The sequence below is a fragment of the Streptococcus pyogenes genome (genome assembly GCF_002055535.1).
GTDB classification, from domain to species: domain Bacteria; phylum Bacillota; class Bacilli; order Lactobacillales; family Streptococcaceae; genus Streptococcus; species Streptococcus pyogenes.
The window spans coordinates 1064523-1084509 of the sequence record NZ_LN831034.1 but is presented as its reverse complement, the minus strand read 5'-3'; the positions used below and the strand labels follow the sequence as shown (position 1 = coordinate 1084509).

At 40.1% G+C, this 19987-nt stretch carries 25 protein-coding genes; all 25 read left to right on the top strand.

Features of this window, described 5'->3' with window-relative positions; all coding sequences use genetic code 11:
• Positions 1-571: 571 nt before the first annotated feature.
• Positions 572-952: a hypothetical protein gene (locus B6D67_RS05790; protein ID WP_011285571.1), complete on the top strand. Its 381-nt coding sequence runs from the start codon at positions 572-574 to the stop codon at positions 950-952.
• Complete coding sequence (locus B6D67_RS05785; protein WP_009880266.1) at positions 942-2216, top strand: PBSX family phage terminase large subunit; 1275 nt, start codon at positions 942-944, stop codon at positions 2214-2216. The genes B6D67_RS05790 and B6D67_RS05785 overlap by 11 nt, the downstream gene beginning before the upstream one ends.
• Positions 2216-3541, top strand: a complete 1326-nt coding sequence (locus tag B6D67_RS05780) for a phage portal protein (protein ID WP_029714009.1) — start codon at positions 2216-2218, stop codon at positions 3539-3541. The genes B6D67_RS05785 and B6D67_RS05780 overlap by 1 nt, the downstream gene beginning before the upstream one ends.
• Positions 3510-4418 carry a minor capsid protein gene (locus B6D67_RS05775; protein WP_011285569.1) on the top strand — a complete coding sequence of 303 codons (909 nt, stop codon included), beginning with the start codon at positions 3510-3512 and terminating at the stop codon, positions 4416-4418. The genes B6D67_RS05780 and B6D67_RS05775 overlap by 32 nt, the downstream gene beginning before the upstream one ends.
• A 6-nt stretch (positions 4419-4424) precedes the next feature.
• A complete protein-coding gene (locus tag B6D67_RS05770; protein WP_011285568.1) occupies positions 4425-4694 on the top strand; it encodes a hypothetical protein in 270 nt (89 codons plus the stop codon).
• 1 nt (position 4695) lies between these two features.
• The gene (locus B6D67_RS10515; protein WP_015055956.1) at positions 4696-4830 is read left to right on the top strand and encodes a hypothetical protein; all 135 of its coding nucleotides are present in this window, start codon (positions 4696-4698) and stop codon (positions 4828-4830) included.
• A gap of 108 nt (positions 4831-4938) precedes the next feature.
• Positions 4939-5508 (top strand): DUF4355 domain-containing protein, encoded by a 570-nt coding sequence (locus B6D67_RS05765; RefSeq protein ID WP_009880262.1) that lies wholly within the window; start codon positions 4939-4941, stop codon positions 5506-5508.
• A gap of 18 nt (positions 5509-5526) precedes the next feature.
• Positions 5527-6417: a hypothetical protein gene (locus B6D67_RS05760; protein WP_009880261.1), complete on the top strand. Its 891-nt coding sequence runs from the start codon at positions 5527-5529 to the stop codon at positions 6415-6417.
• Between the two features lie 12 nt (positions 6418-6429).
• On the top strand, positions 6430-6723 hold the full coding sequence (locus B6D67_RS05755; protein WP_009880260.1) for a HeH/LEM domain-containing protein: 294 nt from the start codon (positions 6430-6432) through the stop codon (positions 6721-6723).
• Between the two features lie 13 nt (positions 6724-6736).
• On the top strand, positions 6737-7075 hold the full coding sequence (locus B6D67_RS05750) for a hypothetical protein (RefSeq protein ID WP_029714010.1): 339 nt from the start codon (positions 6737-6739) through the stop codon (positions 7073-7075).
• Positions 7072-7383, top strand: a complete 312-nt coding sequence (locus B6D67_RS05745; protein ID WP_011285567.1) for a hypothetical protein — start codon at positions 7072-7074, stop codon at positions 7381-7383. The genes B6D67_RS05750 and B6D67_RS05745 overlap by 4 nt, the downstream gene beginning before the upstream one ends.
• Positions 7380-7775, top strand: coding sequence for a hypothetical protein (locus B6D67_RS05740; protein WP_009880257.1), 396 nt, complete (start codon positions 7380-7382; stop codon positions 7773-7775). The genes B6D67_RS05745 and B6D67_RS05740 overlap by 4 nt, the downstream gene beginning before the upstream one ends.
• Before the next feature lies 1 nt (position 7776).
• On the top strand, positions 7777-8187 hold the full coding sequence (locus B6D67_RS05735; protein ID WP_009880256.1) for a DUF5072 family protein: 411 nt from the start codon (positions 7777-7779) through the stop codon (positions 8185-8187).
• An 11-nt stretch (positions 8188-8198) separates the two neighbouring features.
• Complete coding sequence (locus B6D67_RS05730; RefSeq protein ID WP_009880255.1) at positions 8199-8705, top strand: phage major tail protein, TP901-1 family; 507 nt, start codon at positions 8199-8201, stop codon at positions 8703-8705.
• A gap of 12 nt (positions 8706-8717) precedes the next feature.
• Positions 8718-9035 carry a hypothetical protein gene (locus B6D67_RS05725; protein WP_009880254.1) on the top strand — a complete coding sequence of 106 codons (318 nt, stop codon included), beginning with the start codon at positions 8718-8720 and terminating at the stop codon, positions 9033-9035.
• A complete protein-coding gene (locus B6D67_RS05720; protein ID WP_009880253.1) occupies positions 9008-9466 on the top strand; it encodes a hypothetical protein in 459 nt (152 codons plus the stop codon). The genes B6D67_RS05725 and B6D67_RS05720 overlap by 28 nt, the downstream gene beginning before the upstream one ends.
• A complete protein-coding gene (locus B6D67_RS05715) occupies positions 9459-11264 on the top strand; it encodes a phage tail protein (protein WP_011054802.1) in 1806 nt (601 codons plus the stop codon). Before B6D67_RS05720 ends, B6D67_RS05715 begins: the two co-directional genes overlap by 8 nt.
• Positions 11265-12749 carry a distal tail protein Dit gene (locus B6D67_RS05710; protein WP_009880250.1) on the top strand — a complete coding sequence of 495 codons (1485 nt, stop codon included), beginning with the start codon at positions 11265-11267 and terminating at the stop codon, positions 12747-12749.
• Positions 12750-16190, top strand: coding sequence for a glucosaminidase domain-containing protein (locus B6D67_RS05705; RefSeq protein ID WP_011285566.1), 3441 nt, complete (start codon positions 12750-12752; stop codon positions 16188-16190).
• A 4-nt stretch (positions 16191-16194) separates the two neighbouring features.
• Positions 16195-18057: a DUF859 family phage minor structural protein gene (locus B6D67_RS05700; protein ID WP_015055954.1), complete on the top strand. Its 1863-nt coding sequence runs from the start codon at positions 16195-16197 to the stop codon at positions 18055-18057.
• A 10-nt stretch (positions 18058-18067) separates the two neighbouring features.
• Complete coding sequence (locus tag B6D67_RS05695) at positions 18068-18415, top strand: DUF1366 domain-containing protein (protein ID WP_011285564.1); 348 nt, start codon at positions 18068-18070, stop codon at positions 18413-18415.
• A gap of 13 nt (positions 18416-18428) precedes the next feature.
• Positions 18429-18551 (top strand): hypothetical protein, encoded by a 123-nt coding sequence (locus B6D67_RS10510; RefSeq protein ID WP_015055953.1) that lies wholly within the window; start codon positions 18429-18431, stop codon positions 18549-18551.
• A gap of 13 nt (positions 18552-18564) precedes the next feature.
• Positions 18565-18888: a hypothetical protein gene (locus tag B6D67_RS05690; RefSeq protein ID WP_015055952.1), complete on the top strand. Its 324-nt coding sequence runs from the start codon at positions 18565-18567 to the stop codon at positions 18886-18888.
• Positions 18888-19220 (top strand): phage holin, encoded by a 333-nt coding sequence (locus tag B6D67_RS05685; RefSeq protein ID WP_011285562.1) that lies wholly within the window; start codon positions 18888-18890, stop codon positions 19218-19220. The genes B6D67_RS05690 and B6D67_RS05685 overlap by 1 nt, the downstream gene beginning before the upstream one ends.
• Position 19221: 1 nt before the next feature.
• Complete coding sequence (locus tag B6D67_RS05680) at positions 19222-19986, top strand: CHAP domain-containing protein (protein ID WP_011285561.1); 765 nt, start codon at positions 19222-19224, stop codon at positions 19984-19986.
• The last annotated feature ends 1 nt before the right edge of the window (position 19987 follow it).

Sequence of the window (19987 nt, the reverse complement as noted above, 5' to 3'; positions counted from 1 at the left end):
CATGTTATTATAGTATTATCAAAATAACAAGAAGAGATAACCTTTTAATCACTGACTATTTTATTTAGTCGCCAACTTTAACTACAATCAAACTTGTTATTTTGTAGCCTGATGGCGGTACAGCGAGTTGAGACGACAACTGGGTATGCAGGTTCGATTCCTGCCGTCTCAATCAGCGCCCAGAAGAGGCGCGACCCAGTATCCCGAAAGGCAGTCACGCACTGATATACTGGTTTTTACTTGGTTGATAGTCATATTCCTACCAATGACGATTGATAAAAAAGATACATAGATCGGCTGTATAGTCTACGTGTACGTATTCACAACAGATTGACTCATTTGATTAACCGCAAGTAAAACAAGGGTCGCAACCTTGCCTGTGGTTAGTAGGCTTAATGGTCGTTTATGCACGTTCGATTCGTGCAAAGCCTGTTTGATAAATAGAAGTGTCCCAGAATGGGGTAGGCAATAGGCTTAGCATTCATTTGCTATTTATCTATGGTTAACCAATTAGTCATCACATTGTGGTGACTTTTTTATTTCCGAAAATTTCCGAAAGGAGGAACATATTTTGGCAAGAGCAAATAAGGCAAAAATGCTTGATGCTATTGAGTTTAAATTATTAAATCCAACCGCTAATCAAGCACAAGTTGCGGAAATAATCGGTATCACAGACAGACAGCTACGAAATTGGGAAAATGACCCAGAAGATAAATCGGGTTGGAATAAATTAAACGATGAAATCGCAGAAAAAGCTTTTGGCAAATATGCTCTTTCTGCGATTGGAACGCTTGTTAATCTAAGCAAAAACGCAAAATCAGAATTGGTAAGACTACAAGCTTCTCAAGATATCCTTGACCGAGCAGGTTATAAACCGACAGACAAGCAGGAAATCAGCATAGACGAGCCTATCGTACTTGCTAATTCATGGGTGCAAGACAATGGTAGTTGATTTAGCTGATATTATCCCAATTGGTTTTAAGCCTGTCGTGCAAGCGACTTGGAATCCTCAAATACTAAATATCGCTTGCAAAGGCGGACGTGGTTCTGGTAAATCATCTAATATTGCTTTTATTATCTCGAGGTTAATAATACAGTATCCTGTCAATGCGGTTTGTATCCGTAAAACAGATAATACTCTGGAGCAGTCTGTTTATGAGCAAATTAAATGGGCTATATCTGAGCAAGGGCTAGAGCGTTACTTTAAATTTAACAAATCACCTCTAAGGATAACGTACATCCCTAGAGGTAATTACATTGTCTTTAGAGGAGCACAAAATCCTGAACGTATCAAGTCCTTAAAAGATAGTCGTTTTCCTTTTGCTATCGGTTGGATCGAGGAGCTTGCGGAATTTAAAACCGAGGACGAAGTCAAAACTATCACTAACTCCCTATTGCGTGGGGAACTCGGTGATGGTCTTTTTTATAAATTTTTTTATACATACAATCCACCTAAACGTAAACAGTCTTGGGTTAACAAAAAATATGAGAGCCAATTTCAGCCGTCTAATACGTTTGTACACGCATCTACGTATAAAGATAATCCTTTTATTGCCAAAGAGTTTATAGCCGAGGCAGAAGCCACGAGAGAGCGTTCAGAACGTCGTTATCGTTGGGAGTATTTAGGAGAGGCCATTGGTTCGGGTGTTGTTCCATTTGACAACTTACGCTTCGAACGTATTACTGACGAACAAGTAGCCGATTTCGATAATATCCGTAACGGTATTGACTATGGTTATGCAACTGACCCGCTTGCTTTTGTACGTTGGCATTATGATAAAAAGAAAAATGGTATCTATGCTATTGACGAGTATTATGGTCAGAAGATATCAAACAGGCAGCTGGCTAAGTGGTTGACGACTAAAGGATATCAGAGTGATGAGATGTTTGCTGAAAGTGCTGAGCCTAAAAGTAATGCTGAGCTTAAAAACGAGTTTGGCATCAAACGGATAAAAGGCGTTAAAAAAGGACCAGATTCTGTCGAGTTTGGGGAGCGCTGGTTAGATGACTTAGATTTTATCTGTATAGACCCAAAACGGACACCAAATATCGCTCGAGAGTTTGAAAATATCGACTATCAAGTCGATAGAGATGGCAACCCTAAACCTCGTTTAGAAGACAAGGATAACCATGCGATAGATGCGACAAGGTATGCTATGTCAGACGACATGAGAGCGACTAAAACCATCGTCAAAACATTTAAAGGAGGTATCTAGTGCCAGAATTATTTATTGTGCCATCAGATACAGAGATGACAAAAGATTTGTTAAGCGAGTTAATCCAAAAACACAGGTCGTTTAACCTTAGTTATTCAGCGTATAAGCAGCTATATGAGGGTGATCATGCTATTTTGCAACAAAAACAAAAAGAGCAATACAAGCCTGATAATCGCTTGGTTGTTAATTTTGCAAAATACATCGTTGATACATTTAACGGCTATTTTATCGGTGTGCCAGTCCAAACGAGCCACGAGAATAAACAAGTCAGCAATTATTTAGAGTTATTAGACGGATACAATGATCAAGACGATAACAACGCAGAACTATCAAAGATTTGCAGTATTTACGGACATGGCTATGAATTAGTTTTTAATGACGAGAATGCAGAGGTTGGAATTACTTATCTGACGCCTCTTGAAGGATTTATTGTCTATGACGACTCTATTAGACAAAAGCCGTTATTTGCTGTGCGCTATTTTTATAATAAGGACGGTGTTTTAGAGGGGTCTTATTCAGACGCCAGCGAAATCACTTATTTTAAAGATGGCGAAAAAGACCTTGAAATCGGGGAGAGCGATCCACATCCGTTTGATGGTGTGCCAATGATTGAGTATGTCGAAAACGAAGAGCGGCAAAGCTTGCTAGCTAGCGTTGTGACATTAATTAATGCGTTTAATAAAGCTATCTCCGAAAAAGCCAATGACGTTGAGTATTTCGCAGACGCTTATCTTAAAATTTTGGGTGCTGAGCTAGACGACGAGACATTAAAGTCTCTTAGAGACACCCGCATTATCAATCTAAAAGACACCGATGCACAGCAATTAACTGTTGAGTTTTTACAAAAGCCAGATGCCGATGCAACGCAAGAGCATTTGCTCGACCGACTAGAGAACTTAATTTTTAGGACTGCTATGGTTGCTAATATCAGTGACGAATCGTTCGGTACAGCTAGCGGCATCGCTTTACGTTATCGTTTGCAAGCTATGGATAACTTAGCTAAGACAAAAGAGCGTAAGTTTATGAGCGGGATGAACCGCAGATATAAGCTTATTGCAAGCTATCCTACGTCTAAGATAGGACCTAAAGATTGGATTGGCATTAAGTATAAATTTACTCGCAATCTACCAGCAAATCTCTTAGAGGAGTCTCAAATTGCAGGCAATTTAGCGGGGATTGTCTCGGAAGAAACACAGGTCGGTGTGCTATCTATTGTGGAAAACCCACAAAAAGAAATCGAAAAGAAAAATAGCGACAGGCCAACCTTAATTAGTCGAAAAGCAGGAGGGCTAAATGGCCAAGACACCACAACAGTATTGGAATGAGCGCCAGAAGCAACTATGGGCTAATTTAGAGACGTCAGAGCGCGCTTTACAGACTAAGCTTAGCAAATATTACGCTGATGAAGCAAAGTCCTTAGAAAAGGAAATAGGGGCTTATTTTAGCAAGTATGGAAAAGACAACGTTATTGAATATCGAAATCTTTTGCAGCAGTTATCTAAAGCTGATAAAGACTTGCTTTATCGAGATTGTGAGCGATTTGCTAAAAAATATCCACAACGTGCTGATTTAATGCCTGTCAGGACCTCTATTTATAAATTAGATAGACTGCAAGGACTAGAATTAAGCATTAAAATACAACAGTTGGAAATAGGTGCTATCGAAGAGGCGGAATTGACTAAGCATTTAACGACAGCCTTTAAAAAAGGTTATCAAGAAACCGCTAAAACAATTGGTTTCCAAGCGGATAAAGTATCCGCTGAGCTGTTTGTTAACAATGATTGGACAGGCAAAGGTGATTTTAGCTCAAGTATTTGGTCTAACAAAGATAAGCTTGTCGATTATCTAACAAATGACTTTAAGACGGCAATTATCAGGGGAGATAGCTTTGATAAAGTCGTTAAACAGATGTCAGAGCGTTTTACTGTACGTTCGCAGTCGGATATTACACGGCTGATCATGACAGAAGGGACTTATGTCAATAATCAAGCGATGATGGCACCGTTTGAGGATAGTGACGACTTTGAGGAGTACGAATTTGTCTCGGTTTTAGATAGCTCTACTAGCTCAATTTGCAGAGGATTAGACGGTCATAAATTTAAACTTAAAGATAGACAGGTTGGGGTTAACTTCCCGCCCATGCACGCTAACTGTCGCAGCACATTTGCTATGGTTATTCCAGATGATTATTTAGAGAGGTAAAAATGGATGAATAAACGCATTAAGAAAAAACGTAAATTAGAAACAGCTATTGTGATGATTGTTGCAGAGAACGCCATGCAAGCAGAAGCACTCAGGAATCAAAACAAAGAAATCATGGAGTTAAAATCAATCGTTCAACGAAACGCTCTGGCAACAAACGAAGAGTTAGCGACTGTTAAAGCTGCTACTTTAGATAACCAATCAGCCATCAAGTCAATCGGCGATGATGTTGACTACATCAAGCAAAATTACAAACGGAAGTGGAGGAAGAAATAATATGGTGTTAGAGCAAGCTGAACTAGAAATGGTTAGAAATCAACGTCTGGTTATGATTAACCCTGAAATGGTAACTATCACAAAAACAGAATATGATCTGTTGATTGAAATAAAAAACAAATTTTTAGAGTCGTAGCAATACGGCTTTTTATTATGTCCTGTCGCATGACAAAAAACTAGGCAAATAAAAATCTAAAGCAATGCGCTGGGGCTTTTGAGCAATGGCGTGGGGCAGGAGGAAAAAATGGAAAACGAAGAAATCCTAGAACAATCTGGTGCACAAGAAGAAGCTAAGGAGCAAACGTTTGACGATATTTTGTCAGACCCTAAAAAGCAAGCTGAATTTGACAAGCGTGTGGCTAAGGCTATTGATACTGCACGAAATAAATGGGTGGCTGAGACTGAAGAAAAAGAAAACGAAGCTAAGAGACTTGCAAAAATGAATGCTGAACAAAAAGCACAGCACGAAAAAGCAAAACTTGAAGCACGCATTGCAGAGCTAGAAGCTGAACGTACATTGTCAGAAATGAAGAGTGCTGCTCGCACAATGCTATCAGAAGCTAATATCAACATCTCTGACGCACTTTTATCGCAATTGGTATCTACTGATGCAGATAAAACCAAAAATGCAGTAGAAGCGTTTTCTGAGGCATTTTCCGAAGCAATCGAAAAAGAAGTCAAAGAACGCCTTAAATCGCCAACACCTAAAAAATCAAATGGCAATACTGGACTGACAAAAGAACAAATTTTAGCAGTCAAAGATACTGCGGAACGACAAAAACTCATTGCCGAAAATATCGGCCTATTCCAATAAAACAGGAGAAATTAACACATGGTAACATCACGTACTTACCCAGAAGAAAATCTAATCAAATCAACAGACCTTAAATACCCTATCACTATTGATGTCACAAACAAATTCCAAGAAAATATCTCGAAATTACTTGAAATGCTCGGGGTTACTCGTAAAATCTCGGTATCTGAGGGTATGACCCTTAAGACATACGCTGGTTATGATGTCACATTAGCAGAAGGTAACGTCCCAGAAGGCGAAGTTATCCCGTTATCAAAAGTAGAGCGCAAAATACACTCTGAGAAAAAAATCGAACTTAAAAAATATCGTAAAGCAACAACCGGCGAAGACATCCAAATGTATGGCTCTAACGAAGCTGTAACAAATACTGACAACGCACTTGTTCGTCAGTTGCAAAAGAAAATCCGCACAGACTTTGTGACTGCTCTTAAAACAGGTACAGGAACACAAGATGCTCTTGGTGCAGGATTGCAAGGGGCTTTAGCTTCTGCTTGGGGTAAACTGCAAGTGCTCTTTGAAGATTATGGTTCAGAGCGTGCGATTGTGTTTGCTAATAGCCTTGATGTCGCTGAATACATCGCTAAAGCTGGCATCACTACTCAAACCGCATTCGGATTGACTTACCTTGTCGATTTTACAGGGACGGTCATTATCTCGACAAACGATGTCACAAAAGGGGAAATCTGGGCGACAGTACCAGAAAATATCATCTTTGCTTACATCAATCCAAATAATTCTGAATTAGCTAAAGAATTTAATCTTTACGGTGATCCAACCGGCTACATTGGAATGAATCACTTCCAAGAAAATACAACGCTTACTATCCAAACGTTGCTTGTATCTGGTATGTTGATGTACCCAGAACGTATTGACGGGATTGTTAAAGTAACTCTTACACCAGGCGTCTAATGGGGGTAGCTTATGGCTTATAGAGTAAAAGCACGTTTTTTTGATTTGCTTGACAATAGCTTTTTGTACGAGGTTGGCGACAGCTTTCCTCGCAAAGGCTATGAGCCAAGCAAAGAGCGCTTAGAAAGCTTGTTATCTAGCAACAATACAGAACATAAACCATTTATTGAGGTGTCAGGTAATGGCAATAGCTTAGATGGTTTAAAAGTGGATGAGTTAAAAGCTAAAGCGGCAGAGCTAGGAATCGAACTCCCAAGTAATGCTAAAAAAGCTGAAATCATCGAATTACTGCAAGCACACATCTAGAAAGTAGGTTGACATGGACGAAACAAAACAAGCAATTATTGATCGTGTCCGTTTAGCAGACGAAACGTCTTTAAAAGAGGAGTTATTGGAGGAGTTAACGCAAACGGCTATCGACCGTATTAATTTAAAAGTCGGCGATGTCGTTTTTAACCCTCTTTTTAATTCCATCGCTGTTGATGTTGTTGTCAAAATGTATCGTCGTATGTATTTTGAAGGAATTGACACGGAAAAAGCAGACACAATATCAACTAAATTTATTGAAAACGTTTTGGCAGAATATGGCGAGGAGTTAGCGTCATATAAAAAGGACCGTCTAGCCATCTTGAATAAAAAGGTGGTGCGGTTTTTATGATGTTTGTTAATTTTGACTTAGTAACATCGCAAAAAACGGGAGAAAAAGACAGACTCGGCAACGACATCACGAAAAATGTTGTCAAAAGAGTTGCTAAAGGTCGTTTTACTGAATGGTCGGCTGATGACGTGTCCTTATACGGTCGAGATTTAACGTCTAGCGCACGCAAATTGCTGACTAATCAAGTTAGCAAGGCGGAAGCCAAACAAGCGTCACACGTTGTAATAGACGGCTCAAAATACAAAGTTGAATCCGTTAAAGATCTTGGTAGATGGAGACTACTCGTCATTAAAGGGTATCGCTTATGAGGATGTCAATGACAGGTATGCCAGCCTTAGAGGTAAAACTAAGGTCAATGAGCGAGAAGCGCTGGGATAGGGTTGCCAACAAAAACCTTACAGAGATGTTTAACAGAGCAGCAAGACCTCCTGGTACACCGATTGGTAAAAACACTAAAAGGCATAAGTCTGGCGAGTTGTTGCGCTCTAGACGTCTCAAAAAGGTAAACTCATCAAAAGATGTTATCACAGGTAACTTTGGTTATATCAAGGACTATGCACCTCATGTCGAGTATGGACACAGGATTGTCCGCAACGGCAAACAGGTTGGCTATGCAAATGGTACGAAATACCTGTTTAATAACGTCAAAAAACAGCGTGAAATTTATAGGCAAGACATGCTAAACGAATTGAGGAGATGACATGTTAAAAAAGTTGGGACTGGTTGATTTACACGCCTCAATTAAACAAAAAATCGAAGATAAGACAGGGTTGATGGCTTATGATCATGTCCCAGAAGACATGCCATCGCCCTTTTATTTTATCGAGGTTGTGGATAAACGGCCAGAAGACACAAAGGTCATGTGGTGCGAAGTGTTTACGGTTTGGATACATGCCATAGCGGAAGCTGGAAAAAGCAAAATCGCTATTTATGACATGATTGAAAAACTCGAAGAAGCGCTCACAGAAGAATTAGTTTTGCCAGAAGAAATCGACATTTTGAGACAATCAGAAGTCGGCATGCAGTCCTTACAAGAGGATGAGACTGGCGAAATGCATGCAATTGTAGCCTACGAAATCAAGGTTTCGTACGGTTTTAAAGTAAAAGTTTAAAAGGAGAAATAATGGTGGCATTTGACCAAAATGTTTATTGTAATTTTGACACATCAGCAACAAAAGCTATTGCAGGTAAAGACATTATCTTGGCAATCTTTGATAAAACTGGTGCAAATTTACTTGCTATTAGTGGTCAGCAAGGGTTAACAATCAACCGTACGGCTGACTCAATTGAAGTATCGTCTAAAGATACAAAGGGTGGATGGAAATCTAAAATCCCTGGCATGAAAGAATGGTCTATCGATAATGATGGTCTTTACGTGCCGTCAGACGAGACTCACAAACAATTGGGCGAAGCTTTTGAAAAGAGCGAGTTTGTTTGTATTAAAGTTATTAACGGTAAAACCAAAAAAGGCATGTTTGGAGGGCTTGCGTCGGTAAGTGATTATAGCCTAGAAGCTCCTTACGATGATGGTATGACATACTCAATCAGTCTCGAAGGCAATGGAGCATTGATTGATTTATCAACATTATCATCAGAAGATGCTGAAAAAGTAACGGCTATGCCTAGTTAATGAGAGGAATGAATGGATAAAGAATTAATTATTATTGACGAAAAACAATACGAACTAAAGTACAACGAAAAAACCATTGAAACCGTCGAAGCTTTGACAGGTAAAGCGTTTATGGATGTTATTGTGAATAACAAAGGTATGTTGTCGCTATCTATGTTGCGTCAGTACTTTGCTAACGCTCTTTATGCGGTAGAAGGCGGTCGTGTGTCTAGCGAGCAAGGCTCTAATATTTTTACTAAAGTGTTAAATACAAAAGGTTATGCGTATGTAAATATGCTAGTGATCAACACAATCCAGCGTGATTGCCCTTTTTTCTTCCTCGGCGCTTAGTCGACTTTGAGTATCTCGGCGGGTCTGGCGATAGCACAGATGTAGAGTATGACAGATTAGCAAGTCAGTATCACAAAGATATTGACTTTGCTTTTTATTTTGTCAATTTTGGGACTACAAAATCCGAATTTTTGGAATTAACCAGACGAGAAAAAGCCTTTATCAGAAAAGCTTGGGAAGATAAACAGGTGCGAGAAAGTGAGCTTATGCGCAACGCTGTTCTAAATGCAGTCAGTAACGCTATGCGCAAAAAAAGCGCTAAATTTGTTGATTTGTGGAAACGTCAGCAACAGCCTGCGAACATGGAAATCGTCGAAGCGCATTTGGAAATCATTAATAAAAACATCGCTGATGAAGGCAAATATTGGGTTGATTTAGTCTATCAAGCTAACAACATGACAAAACCGAGCGAGGGGGCAGAAAATGGCTGATTATACTTTAGGAGTACAAATAACAGGTGACGCCTCTAAAATGCAAAAAGCGTTTGAAAAAGCGCAAGAACAAGCTGAAAAATTAAAGGAAAAAATTAAAGACTCAAACAACGAATCTGGCAATTCTTTTGATGGTTTGACCACTAAAATTGACGCAATATCTGGCAAGCTGTCAGCTTACGGAGATAAAATAAGCTCTATTGGCAAAAACATGACAACCATGTTTACATTACCAGCGGTTGCTGGTATAACGGCAGTTGTTAAAGAGTATGCAAATCTGGAACAGTCAATTGGTGGTGTTGAGACTTTATTTAAAAAGTCTGCCAAAGCTGTGCAAAAAAATGCAAATACAGCGTTTAGACGAGCTGGTGTATCTGCTAATGAGTACATGGAGCAAGTAACTAGCTTTTCTGCTAGTCTAATTTCATCTCTTGGCGGAGATACAGCAAAGGCTGTCGGTGTTGCTGATACTGCCATGGTCGACATGTCTGACAACGCTAATAAATTTGGTACAAACATCGGGTTAATCCAAAATGCCTATCAAGGCTTTGCTAAAGGCAATTACACGATGTTAGATAACCTTAGATTGGGTTTTGGTGGGACGAAAGAGGAGATGCAAAGATTGCTGGACGAAGCTGGTAAGCTAAGCGGCATGGAATTTGACATCAATAACTTTTCGGACATTATACAAGCAATCCACATTATCCAAGATAATTTAGGCGTAACAGGAACGACAGCTAGAGAAGCGTCAGAAACTATTAGCGGCTCATTTTCGCAAGCAAAAGCGTCAGTAATCGATTTCATGGGTTCTCTTGGCGGAGATGGCAGTGACGTAGATGCAAAAATGCAAGCAATGATACAGTCGATTACTGTGTTTGCAGATAATGTCAAAGAGGCTTTGGGGCGTATTTGGGACAATTTGCCTTTACAAGAGTATCAAAAAAACCTCTTGCTTATAGCTGTCGTTGGCGGACCTATCCTTGTTGTGGTCGGGACTATTTTTGGAGCTATTGCTAATATCATGACTGTTGTTAGCGGTATTTTAACCGTTTTAGGCATGATGACGCCAATAGGATGGATCATAGCAGCAGCCATAGCGGCTATTGTCGCAGCTGTCGTTTTTTGGGACGATATTGTTGCAGAGGTCGGCCAAAAATTTGAGTTAGTCAAAATAATCGGCATGGCGATGTGGGAAAGTTTTAAAGATGGTGTATCTAGTTTTGGCAAGTCAATCCAAAATGTCGTTGGCAAAATTGGCGGATGGTTCGCCGAAGCGTGGAATGCTGCAGCCGACACAGCCACTAGAATTTTTACTAAGGTTGGGGATACGATTAGTGGCATCTTTAGCGGCGTTGTTTCTGGCATTAAAAGTTTGATCAACGGAGCAATCGGTGGCATCAATAAGGTTATTGGCATTACCAATAAACTGCCCGGTGTCAACATACCAAAAATCCCATATCTCGCCAGAGGTACATCTGACTGGCAAGGCGGTTTTGCTCGTATTAACGAGGGCGGTCGTGGAGAATTAGTTCATATGCCAAACGGGGCAACCGTTGTCCCGCACGATGTCAGCATGAAATACGCTCGAGAATCTGCTAAAGCTAATTCTGGTGTTGCTTATATGGATAGTAATGATGAGATTGCCAAAAGTGCTTTGAAACTAGCTAACGATGCTGTTAAACGCCCTGTTGTGTTAAATATCAACGGCCGTGAGGTCGCTAAAACGACAGGCGGAGATATGAGAGATTATCTAAATAGTCGAGATATGACATTAAAACGATTGAGAGGTGAGGTTTAGATGGCTACAATGACTTTTAATGATGTGGACTTATCTAGCCTCATCACTATCATGTCTATTAATCGCGACATCGGAAACGAGCGACAAGCAGATACTAATGATGCTCCGTTCATCGGATTGCACATTAAAAAGATTAAAACTAGCGCAAAAATCATTACAGTTGACTTTTATTTAAAAGACAGGACAAACGAGTACGCATTAAACCAGCTAAAACATAAACTAGCTGGTATTTTTAATGTTAACGAGCAAGTCAAAGTAACTTTTAGCGACGAACCAGATAAATATTATCTAGCTATACCGATAAATAAAATATCGGCTAGCGACCCAATCGCTTGGCTAAGCCTTGTGAGCTTGGAATTACTTGTTCCTGACGGCGTGGCCCATTCTGTGTCATACAAAAAAATCACGAATTACAGACAAGATGGCAAGAAGCTACTGATTGACATTACAAACAACGGTAATGTTGATGCGCATCCGATCATTACTGTTAAGCACAACGCCGAGAATGGTTATTTAGCTTTTGTAAATAAATCATCCGTTTTCGAGGTCGGAGACAGGGAAATAGCAGACGCTGAAATCCGTGAAAAGTCGGTCGTCGCTTATGATTTTAAAGACGAAAGAATCGTCAATGCCTTAACAGCAGGTAAAAAGAATGTTGCTATCTTAAATGACTCGACACAAGTTCTTGATAAAAATTTATTACTAAATACCGTCTGGGGAAGAAAACATCTCGAGTTAGAAGGAAGTGTTGCGCCAAGTGGCAACCATGCTGGAACGTTAACGTTTGATATTCCTGACGGAGGTAGCTTATATGACTATCTTTGGTGGAGACAAATTTTTTGGGTTGGGACTGTTTCCCAGCTTGGCTTTATCAAAATCATGGTATCAGACGAAAACGGACATTTTTTATATGGAGTAGAAACTATAAAAAGAACGTTAGGAACAAAAACAGAGTATAACTTTTTGGTCACTAATGGAAAAGGTGGATATAAAATAACTGATTTACGTTGGACTTTTGATGCTACTCACTTCGAAACACAAAACCCCTTTAACGAACCCAGAGGTTGGTCTGATATGACAAGGGCTGATGACACTGTATCTGTTTTTTGGTGGGGTTCTCAAAACAAGCGAGTATTCCCAGAATTAAAAGGCAAAAAATCTAAACAGGTACACATCGCAATCGGCACTATTCAAGGCAGTCCTTTAGTAACTCACATGTATATTGATGGATTTTATTATCGCAAGGACAAAGTACCGTACGAATTTAATATTCCGAATGCTTTCGGGGCAGGAACAGAAGTCGTTATTAATGCCGAAAATGACACAGTTTTAGTTGATAACATTCCAAAAGCTAACATCATCGCCGATGGCTTTTTTAGTTTTCCTAAAATTCCTCCTGGAACATCAACATTAGAGGTTTATTCCTCTAGTTGGTCTACCGCCAACCCAGATATTACGCTAAATTTTGAAGAAAGGTGGCTATAATTGCTTATAACAATCCACAACGCAAATTTAGAAAAAGTTGCTTATATTGATAACGATAAGCAAGACACCTTGAATTATTATGACGACAAATTTTCACAGTATTTAAATACGGCCAATTCGACATTTGAGTTTACGGTTTATAAGCGAGGAATTAAGTCCGACACAGTCAAAGAGAAAGCCTATCTGACACTTACAGAAAGGTCTTTTGTGTCGTTTAAATATAATGGCAAGTCTTATCTGTTTAACGTAATGACAACAGACGAGACAGACATCGAGATACGTTGTTACTGCGAGAACCTCAATCTCGAGTTGCTCAATGAGTATGCAGGACCTTATAAAGCGGCAACTCAGATGTCTTTTGTCGATTATTGTAATTTGTTTGGCATCCTTAAAAACGGTGCTATTACCATTGGCACTAATGAGACAACCGACCAAAAACGCACAATCGAATGGACTGGTCAAGATACCAATCTTAAACGCTTGTTATCTATCGCCAATAATTTTGATGCGGAAATAGAATTTGTAACGCATCTTAAAAACGATTCTAGTCTTAAATCGTTTGTCATGAATGTCTACAAGAAGAACGACGCTACTAATCAGGGCGTTGGTCGTAGACGAGATGATATTATTTTGCAATATGGCAAAAATATCGAGAGTGTCAGACGTAAGATTAATAAAACAGGCATTTACAATGCTATAAGACCAAGCGGTAAAATAACAACGACTACAACCACAACGACTGCTAAACAAGGCTCTGTGCAAACAGGGTCTGTTTTGTGGTCTGGCGGTAACTTGACTTATGCAGGTCATGTAATGCAATCATCTGTTGTTAACACTATTTTAAGCCTATGTAGCAAATACAAACTTTTACCATCTGGTGTTTTTAGCCAGCTATACCTTGAATCGTTTTGGGGAGATACCCCAGTCGGAAGAGCCGATAATAACTGGGGTGGTATCACTTGGACTGGCGCAACAACTAGGCCAAGCGGAATAAATGTCTCCCAAGGGCAGTCTCGTGCTGAAGGTGGTTATTATAACCATTACGCCAGTGTTGATGACTACTTGAAAGATTACGCTTACCTCTTGGCCGAGCAAGGCATTTATGCCGTAAAAGGTAAGCTAACCATTGATGAGTACACAAGAGGTCTGTTTAGGGTCGGTGGCGCAACATATGATTATGCTGCAGCTGGATATGATCATTATGCACCTTTGATGCGAGACATCAGAGCAGGTATTAACCGTAATAATAACGGCGCTATGGATAACGTCGATAACCAATTTAAAAATGGTGGCTCGACTAGTCAAAACACTACTCAGATAGCTGCTAAAACAAAAGCGGTACTTGCGGAAGCAAATGGACTGAAAGGTCAACGAGTAGGCTCTGGTCAGTGCTATGCGTTAGCTGCTTGGTACGCCATGAAATTAGATGGTCCAGGTCTGAACGGTGGTGTAACTAGTTTTAGAGGGCTTATTGGTGCTGGTGCTGCCGCTGCTCAGATTGGTACGGATTACAACTGGGGTCAGTTTGGCTGGAAAGTTGTACAACCGAATAAAGTCGCAGACTTAATCACAGGCTCGATTGTTAACATCAGAGCAAACGCTGGCAGTCCTGTTTTTACAGGCGCTTGGGGGCATACTGTTGTTGTTAAATCTCTATCTGGAGATACACTCACAGTATTAGAGCAAAACTATAACAACGTGCAAACAGTCCAAGAGCATACATATAGCGCTAGCGCTTATTTATCAGTTGTACAGACAGTCTGTTATCCGCCAGAAATCGTTCAAGGAAAACGCGTCGAAGGTACTGCACAAGCAGAACAACCGCAATCTGAAACGACCACAATATCTGAAGAAAAAGAGGTCTTAATTAATCCATCACTTTATCGTGAGTGGAAAAACGAAGCGGGACAAGTCGAGTTTTACGTTAAAAACAGTATGCTCTACGCACCTCTGTCAAAATCTCTTTACCCGTCAGCGTTTACTGGCATCGAGACGGACGATAACTGGATACGAAAAGACTTAGATGTTGACACAGAGAGCGAGGAAAAGCTTATCTCTGTTGCTCTCGCAGACCTGAGAAAACATTGTTATCCAGCGGTGACTTATGAAGTATCTGGTTTTATTGGTGATTTAGATATTGGTGACACTATCAAAATCAATGACCCAGAATATACCCCAAGTTTAATTTTAGAAGCAAGGGTTAGCGAGCAACACATCTCGTTTACAGAGCCTAATCAAAATAAGACAGTATTTGATAATTACAGAGCTTTAGAGAGCAAAGTCTCACAAGGTTTAATTGATCGCATGAATGAACTAGCAGAAGCTGCTAAACCTTACGACTTGCGGTTAATGACAGATAACGGAAATGTGTTTTTAAATGGCGAAGGTCGTACGATTTTAACCGCTGAACTTTGGAAAGGTAACAAAAAGTTTGATGCAAGCTATCAATTTAAACGTGATGGTCAATTAGTCGGCGCTGGATTGCAGTTGGCAGTTGACGCTAAGGATGTACCAGCTGATAGACCTCTAATCATTACTGTTGAGGCTTATTTAAATAATGAGCTGATTGCAAGTAAACAGATTACGTTTACTAACTCGCTTGGAGAACAAGGACCAGCTGGACGTGGGATTGTCTCTACAGAGGACTATTACTTAGCGTCACCAAATCGTACAGGTGTCACATCTGCAACATCTGGTTGGACTAAGACGCCTCAGGAAATTACTGAGACTAATAAATATCATTGGTATTATCACGTTGATGTTTATTCAGATGGCACTCGAAAAGAGACTACACCGGCTATTATTGGTGTTTACGGCGATAAAGGTTCAGATGGCAAGCAAGGCAAACGTGGGGAGATGGGACCATCAGGACCTCCTGGCGCTTTAGATAAAAAGCAACTACAAGACATCAATAATAAAATTGATGGCAAAGCAGACCAGAATTTGACCATCGAGCAAATCAATAAATTAGCCGAGTTACAATCTATTGCCAACGCTGAGTTACAAGCAAAGGCTAGCATCGACGCTTTAGCTAGCTTACAAAAGCAAGTACAGTCTGCAATAGCGGCAATGAATGCTAGCCAAAAGTTATCAGAGCAAGACCTTATTACAGCTAGTCAACGGGCTATCAAAGCAACCAACGACATCTTAGACTTAAAAGAGCAATGGAATTTTATTGACAATTATATGTCAGCGTCTGAAGAGGGACTTATTATCGGCTCTAAAGACGGTACAAGTTCCGTGCGTGTTGCCAAAGACCGTATTGCCTTTTACTCAGCTGGCGCAGAAGTCGCTTCGATTACTGGTGGTATGCTCAAAATTGATAATGGTATGTTTGTGGCTACTTTGCAAGTTGGACATTTTCGCGAGGAGATGTACAAAGTTGATGGGGTAGATAAACACATAAATGTTACAAGATATTACGAAACGATTGTGGGGTGATTAATTGGCAGAGTTTTGGTCAAACAATGATAGAGGTTACCGCATCAAACTTACGATTGATCAAGTATCCCAAAATACATTAGCAAACAGTAGCCAAGTGAGGGTTAAACTTGATTTGCTAAATACAACAACAACTTTTACTCAATATAGTTGTTCTGCATATGTTGACTTAAACGGTCAGCGGATAGACTGGTCAGACTCACCATCAGTACTTAGATATAACTCAACAATTTCTCTGATCGATAGAACAATAACAGTTAATCATAATGCTGATGGTACTAAATCATTTGGATTTATCGCTAGCTTTAGCGGCTCTGGTGGATGGTCTCCAGGTACTTTGACTGTTGGTAGTGGTACTTTTACACTTACTACCATCCCACGCTCAAGCTCCGTTGTTGTTTCTTCTGGTACTATTGGCAGTGCCATCACTATCAACATCAATAGACAAAGCTCTAGTTTTAAGCACAACTTGAGATACCAGTGGGGTAATAAAACAGGTACTATTGCAAGCGATGTGGATACTTCCGCCGTTTGGACTATCCCTCTTGATTTTGCTAGTGACATCCCAAACTCAACAAGTGGTAGCGGCACTATCTATGTAGATACCTACAATGACTCAACGCTAACTGGTACTCAACAAGTGCCATTTACCGTAACTGTACCAGACAGTATGAAGCCAACATTATCAAGTATTAGCTTGAGTGATGCTCATACCGTTGCAGGCAACGTAGTATCAAGTGCGGATTATTTTATCCAAGTATACTCTGACATTAGAGTCAATTTTGAATCGGCAAGTGGCTCTTATGGTTCGACAATCAAAGGCTATTATGCTGAGATTGTCGATAAAGGACAGTCTACTGACCAAAACGGCGGAACGCTAGGCAACATGCTTTATGATGGTCAAATCACTATCAGAGCAAAAGTTATTGATAGTCGAGGTCGTGAATCGCAACCCATGGATAAAACAGTCACGGTGCTCAAGTACTTTCCGCCAGCTTTGTCGTTTGATGTTGCAAGGTCTGGTTATGGTTCTGACACGCTAACAGTTACAAGACGAGCGTCTATCGCTCCGTTAAGTGTTTTCGGAACACAAAAAAATACCATGACGCTTAGTTTTAGTGTTGCAGAATTAGGTTCTAGTTATTTTTCTGCTAATAACGGCTCTGCAAGTGGGGCATGGGCAAATGTTTCTAGTTTGGTAAACTCGTCTGCCAATCTTTATGGTGCTTTCTCGCCGACAAAGTCTTATACCGTCAAAGGTATCTTGTCTGACAAATTTAGTCGCACAGAGTTTACGTTTGACGTCGGAACAGAATCAGTTGTGATGTCAATCGCTAAAAATGGCATCGGATTCCAAAAAATTTGGGAAAAGGGTGCTATTGACGCTAAAGGAGATGCTTATATTAGCGGTAAGTTATTTGTCAATAATACAGAGGTTAAACCGTCGTTTGACAAGACAGAGATTTTAAACATGGTTTATCCTGTCGGAGCTATTTACATGAGCACATCATCAGCCAATCCATCAACATTTATCGGCGGCACTTGGCAAAGATATGCACAAGGTAGGACTATTGTCGGTGTCTCCGAAAACGAGACGGAATTTAACTACGTTGGTAAAACTGGTGGAGCCAAGACTCATACATTAACCAATGAAGAGATGCCAAGTCACAGTCACGGGGATAAGACTATTAGCTCGGGTGGTAGACCTATCTCATCAAATGCTGGTTGGGACAATACAAATGTTGGTTTATATAAATCAACAGATTACAATCAAATAAACGCTTTTAACAAGTCTTCCGGAGGTGATCAACCACATAACAACTTACAACCATACATCACAACGTACATTTGGCTGAGAACAGCTTAGAGGAGAATTTATGTTAGTTATCACATCAAATTACCCAGAACAAATGCCTGATGGTTCCGTATCTGGTGCGAAGGTGATGCTTGACGGGATTGATGATCACGCTGGTTGGCATATCCCGTTGACATTACTAAAAGAATATTTAGACAAACCTCAAAGCGAGGTTATGACACTTTGCGAAAAGATGATTTATCAACAATTAAAACCACAAAAAGCATTAAACGAAAAGTTTGCTAAACTCGATGCAACCATTGAAAAGGGTGAAAATATGCTTAAATTTGCGACTGGAATTTTAAATCAAATTATCGCAGCAAAAGAAGAGGAAACAACAGATGATGAAACTGTTGAAAAAATGGATTAAAAGGAGATATATCATGATGATTAATTATTTCGCAATGCAAATTGAGTTTGGTTGGATTACTTTGGAAGATGTACCTAAAAAATATCGTGACAAAGTAAAACAGCTTGTTGAATCAGGGAATATCGGAACAGAATAACGAGAGGCCTTATATGACGATAGATGTTACACTATTTGCGCAATGGTGTGTAGCGCTTACTGCAATAATAGTATTTTTAAAATGGGTGTCTGCACCTGTCAAACACGTTTTAGACAATAATAAAAAGGCTATGGAAGCCTTGGAAAGTGCTATCGTCAAAATATCTGACGACTTAAAAGACAACAATTTTAAATGGACAGAATCCAAAAACCATCGTGACAGACTACAAAAAGTCCAAGATCAACACGAAATCAGAATCGGAATCGTAGAAGATAGACTTATTAGTCATGACGAGCAGCTAAAAACGCTCTGGAAAGTGAAAGAGGAAAAGAAATAATGGAAGAATTAATACAAGTTATCACTGGCTCAGCACTATCAATTTTGACAATCTTTGCAGGTATTGTAGTCAAGTTAGTCAAAGATTATTTGCTTAAAAAGGGCGGAGAAAAAGCGGTCAAAATCGCCGAAATTGTGGCTCGCAATGCCGTGGAAGCAGTTGAGCAGATTGCTTATGACAAAGACATCAAAGGCATTGAAAAACTGACAGAAGCTAAAATTGCGGTTCGTGACGAACTGTCTAAACACAATGTCTATTTGTCAGACAAACAAATGGAAGTCTTTATTGAAGCGGCTGTTAAACGCATGAACGACAGTTGGAAAGGTCAATAATATGGCAACAGTTAGCGAAGTAATTAGCTATTGGCGTGGATTAGCTGATACAGGTCAAGGTTATGATGCCGACCTTGCGTGGGGCTGGCAATGTGCTGATGTGACTAATGGGACAACTACTAACTTTTTTGGAGTGACGCTTTGGGGAAATGCGATTGACTTACTAGATAGCGCGAAGGCGCAAGGGTTAGAGGTTATCTATGACGCCCCTGGAATAAATCCCAAAGCTGGTGATTTGTTTGTGATGTTTACTTACGGACATCCTTATGGGCATACAGGAATTATCATTGCTGATAGCGACGGGTACACTATCCAGACGATTGAGCAAAATGTTGATGGCTACTCAGACAATAACGGTGACGGCATTAACGATCAGTTTCAAGTTGGCGGACCAGCTCGCTATGTCACTCGTGCCTTTTCAGACGGCGACGGGTATATCGTGGGTTGGATTAGACCGCCTTATAGCGATACCTCATCTGAAAAGCAATCACAATCACAAGCGCCATCAGGATTCCGGAAATTAAAAGACGAGGTCGGAACATTTGAGGTTATGGTCCCAGCGCTAAACGTTCGCCGTGAACCAAGCTTAAATGGCGAGATTGTAGCTTGTTACCAATACGGCATGACAGGAACTTATGATTCTGTCTATGTTGGCGATGGGTATATTTGGGTGTCTTATGTCGGTGCATCTGGCATGAGAAATTATATGGCTGTTGGAGACGCTGATGGCGATTACAATGTCAATCCATATTGTAAATTTTATTAAA

Excerpts from the sequence above, each read along its gene's own strand:
- B6D67_RS05785 (WP_009880266.1), top strand. The coding sequence starts at position 942 with ATGGTAGTTGATTTAGCTGATATTATCCCAATTGGTTTTAAGCCTGTC.
- B6D67_RS05775 (WP_011285569.1), top strand. The coding sequence starts at position 3,510 with ATGGCCAAGACACCACAACAGTATTGGAATGAGCGCCAGAAGCAACTA.
- B6D67_RS05770 (WP_011285568.1), top strand. The coding sequence starts at position 4,425 with ATGAATAAACGCATTAAGAAAAAACGTAAATTAGAAACAGCTATTGTG.
- B6D67_RS10515 (WP_015055956.1), top strand. The coding sequence starts at position 4,696 with ATGGTGTTAGAGCAAGCTGAACTAGAAATGGTTAGAAATCAACGTCTG.
- B6D67_RS05765 (WP_009880262.1), top strand. The coding sequence starts at position 4,939 with ATGGAAAACGAAGAAATCCTAGAACAATCTGGTGCACAAGAAGAAGCT.
- B6D67_RS05760 (WP_009880261.1), top strand. The coding sequence starts at position 5,527 with ATGGTAACATCACGTACTTACCCAGAAGAAAATCTAATCAAATCAACA.
- B6D67_RS05755 (WP_009880260.1), top strand. The coding sequence starts at position 6,430 with ATGGCTTATAGAGTAAAAGCACGTTTTTTTGATTTGCTTGACAATAGC.
- B6D67_RS05750 (WP_029714010.1), top strand. The coding sequence starts at position 6,737 with ATGGACGAAACAAAACAAGCAATTATTGATCGTGTCCGTTTAGCAGAC.
- B6D67_RS05745 (WP_011285567.1), top strand. The coding sequence starts at position 7,072 with ATGATGTTTGTTAATTTTGACTTAGTAACATCGCAAAAAACGGGAGAA.
- B6D67_RS05740 (WP_009880257.1), top strand. The coding sequence starts at position 7,380 with ATGAGGATGTCAATGACAGGTATGCCAGCCTTAGAGGTAAAACTAAGG.
- B6D67_RS05735 (WP_009880256.1), top strand. The coding sequence starts at position 7,777 with ATGTTAAAAAAGTTGGGACTGGTTGATTTACACGCCTCAATTAAACAA.
- B6D67_RS05730 (WP_009880255.1), top strand. The coding sequence starts at position 8,199 with ATGGTGGCATTTGACCAAAATGTTTATTGTAATTTTGACACATCAGCA.
- B6D67_RS05725 (WP_009880254.1), top strand. The coding sequence starts at position 8,718 with ATGGATAAAGAATTAATTATTATTGACGAAAAACAATACGAACTAAAG.
- B6D67_RS05715 (WP_011054802.1), top strand. The coding sequence starts at position 9,459 with ATGGCTGATTATACTTTAGGAGTACAAATAACAGGTGACGCCTCTAAA.
- B6D67_RS05710 (WP_009880250.1), top strand. The coding sequence starts at position 11,265 with ATGGCTACAATGACTTTTAATGATGTGGACTTATCTAGCCTCATCACT.
- B6D67_RS05695 (WP_011285564.1), top strand. The coding sequence starts at position 18,068 with ATGTTAGTTATCACATCAAATTACCCAGAACAAATGCCTGATGGTTCC.
- B6D67_RS10510 (WP_015055953.1), top strand. The coding sequence starts at position 18,429 with ATGATGATTAATTATTTCGCAATGCAAATTGAGTTTGGTTGGATTACT.
- B6D67_RS05690 (WP_015055952.1), top strand. The coding sequence starts at position 18,565 with ATGACGATAGATGTTACACTATTTGCGCAATGGTGTGTAGCGCTTACT.
- B6D67_RS05685 (WP_011285562.1), top strand. The coding sequence starts at position 18,888 with ATGGAAGAATTAATACAAGTTATCACTGGCTCAGCACTATCAATTTTG.
- B6D67_RS05680 (WP_011285561.1), top strand. The coding sequence starts at position 19,222 with ATGGCAACAGTTAGCGAAGTAATTAGCTATTGGCGTGGATTAGCTGAT.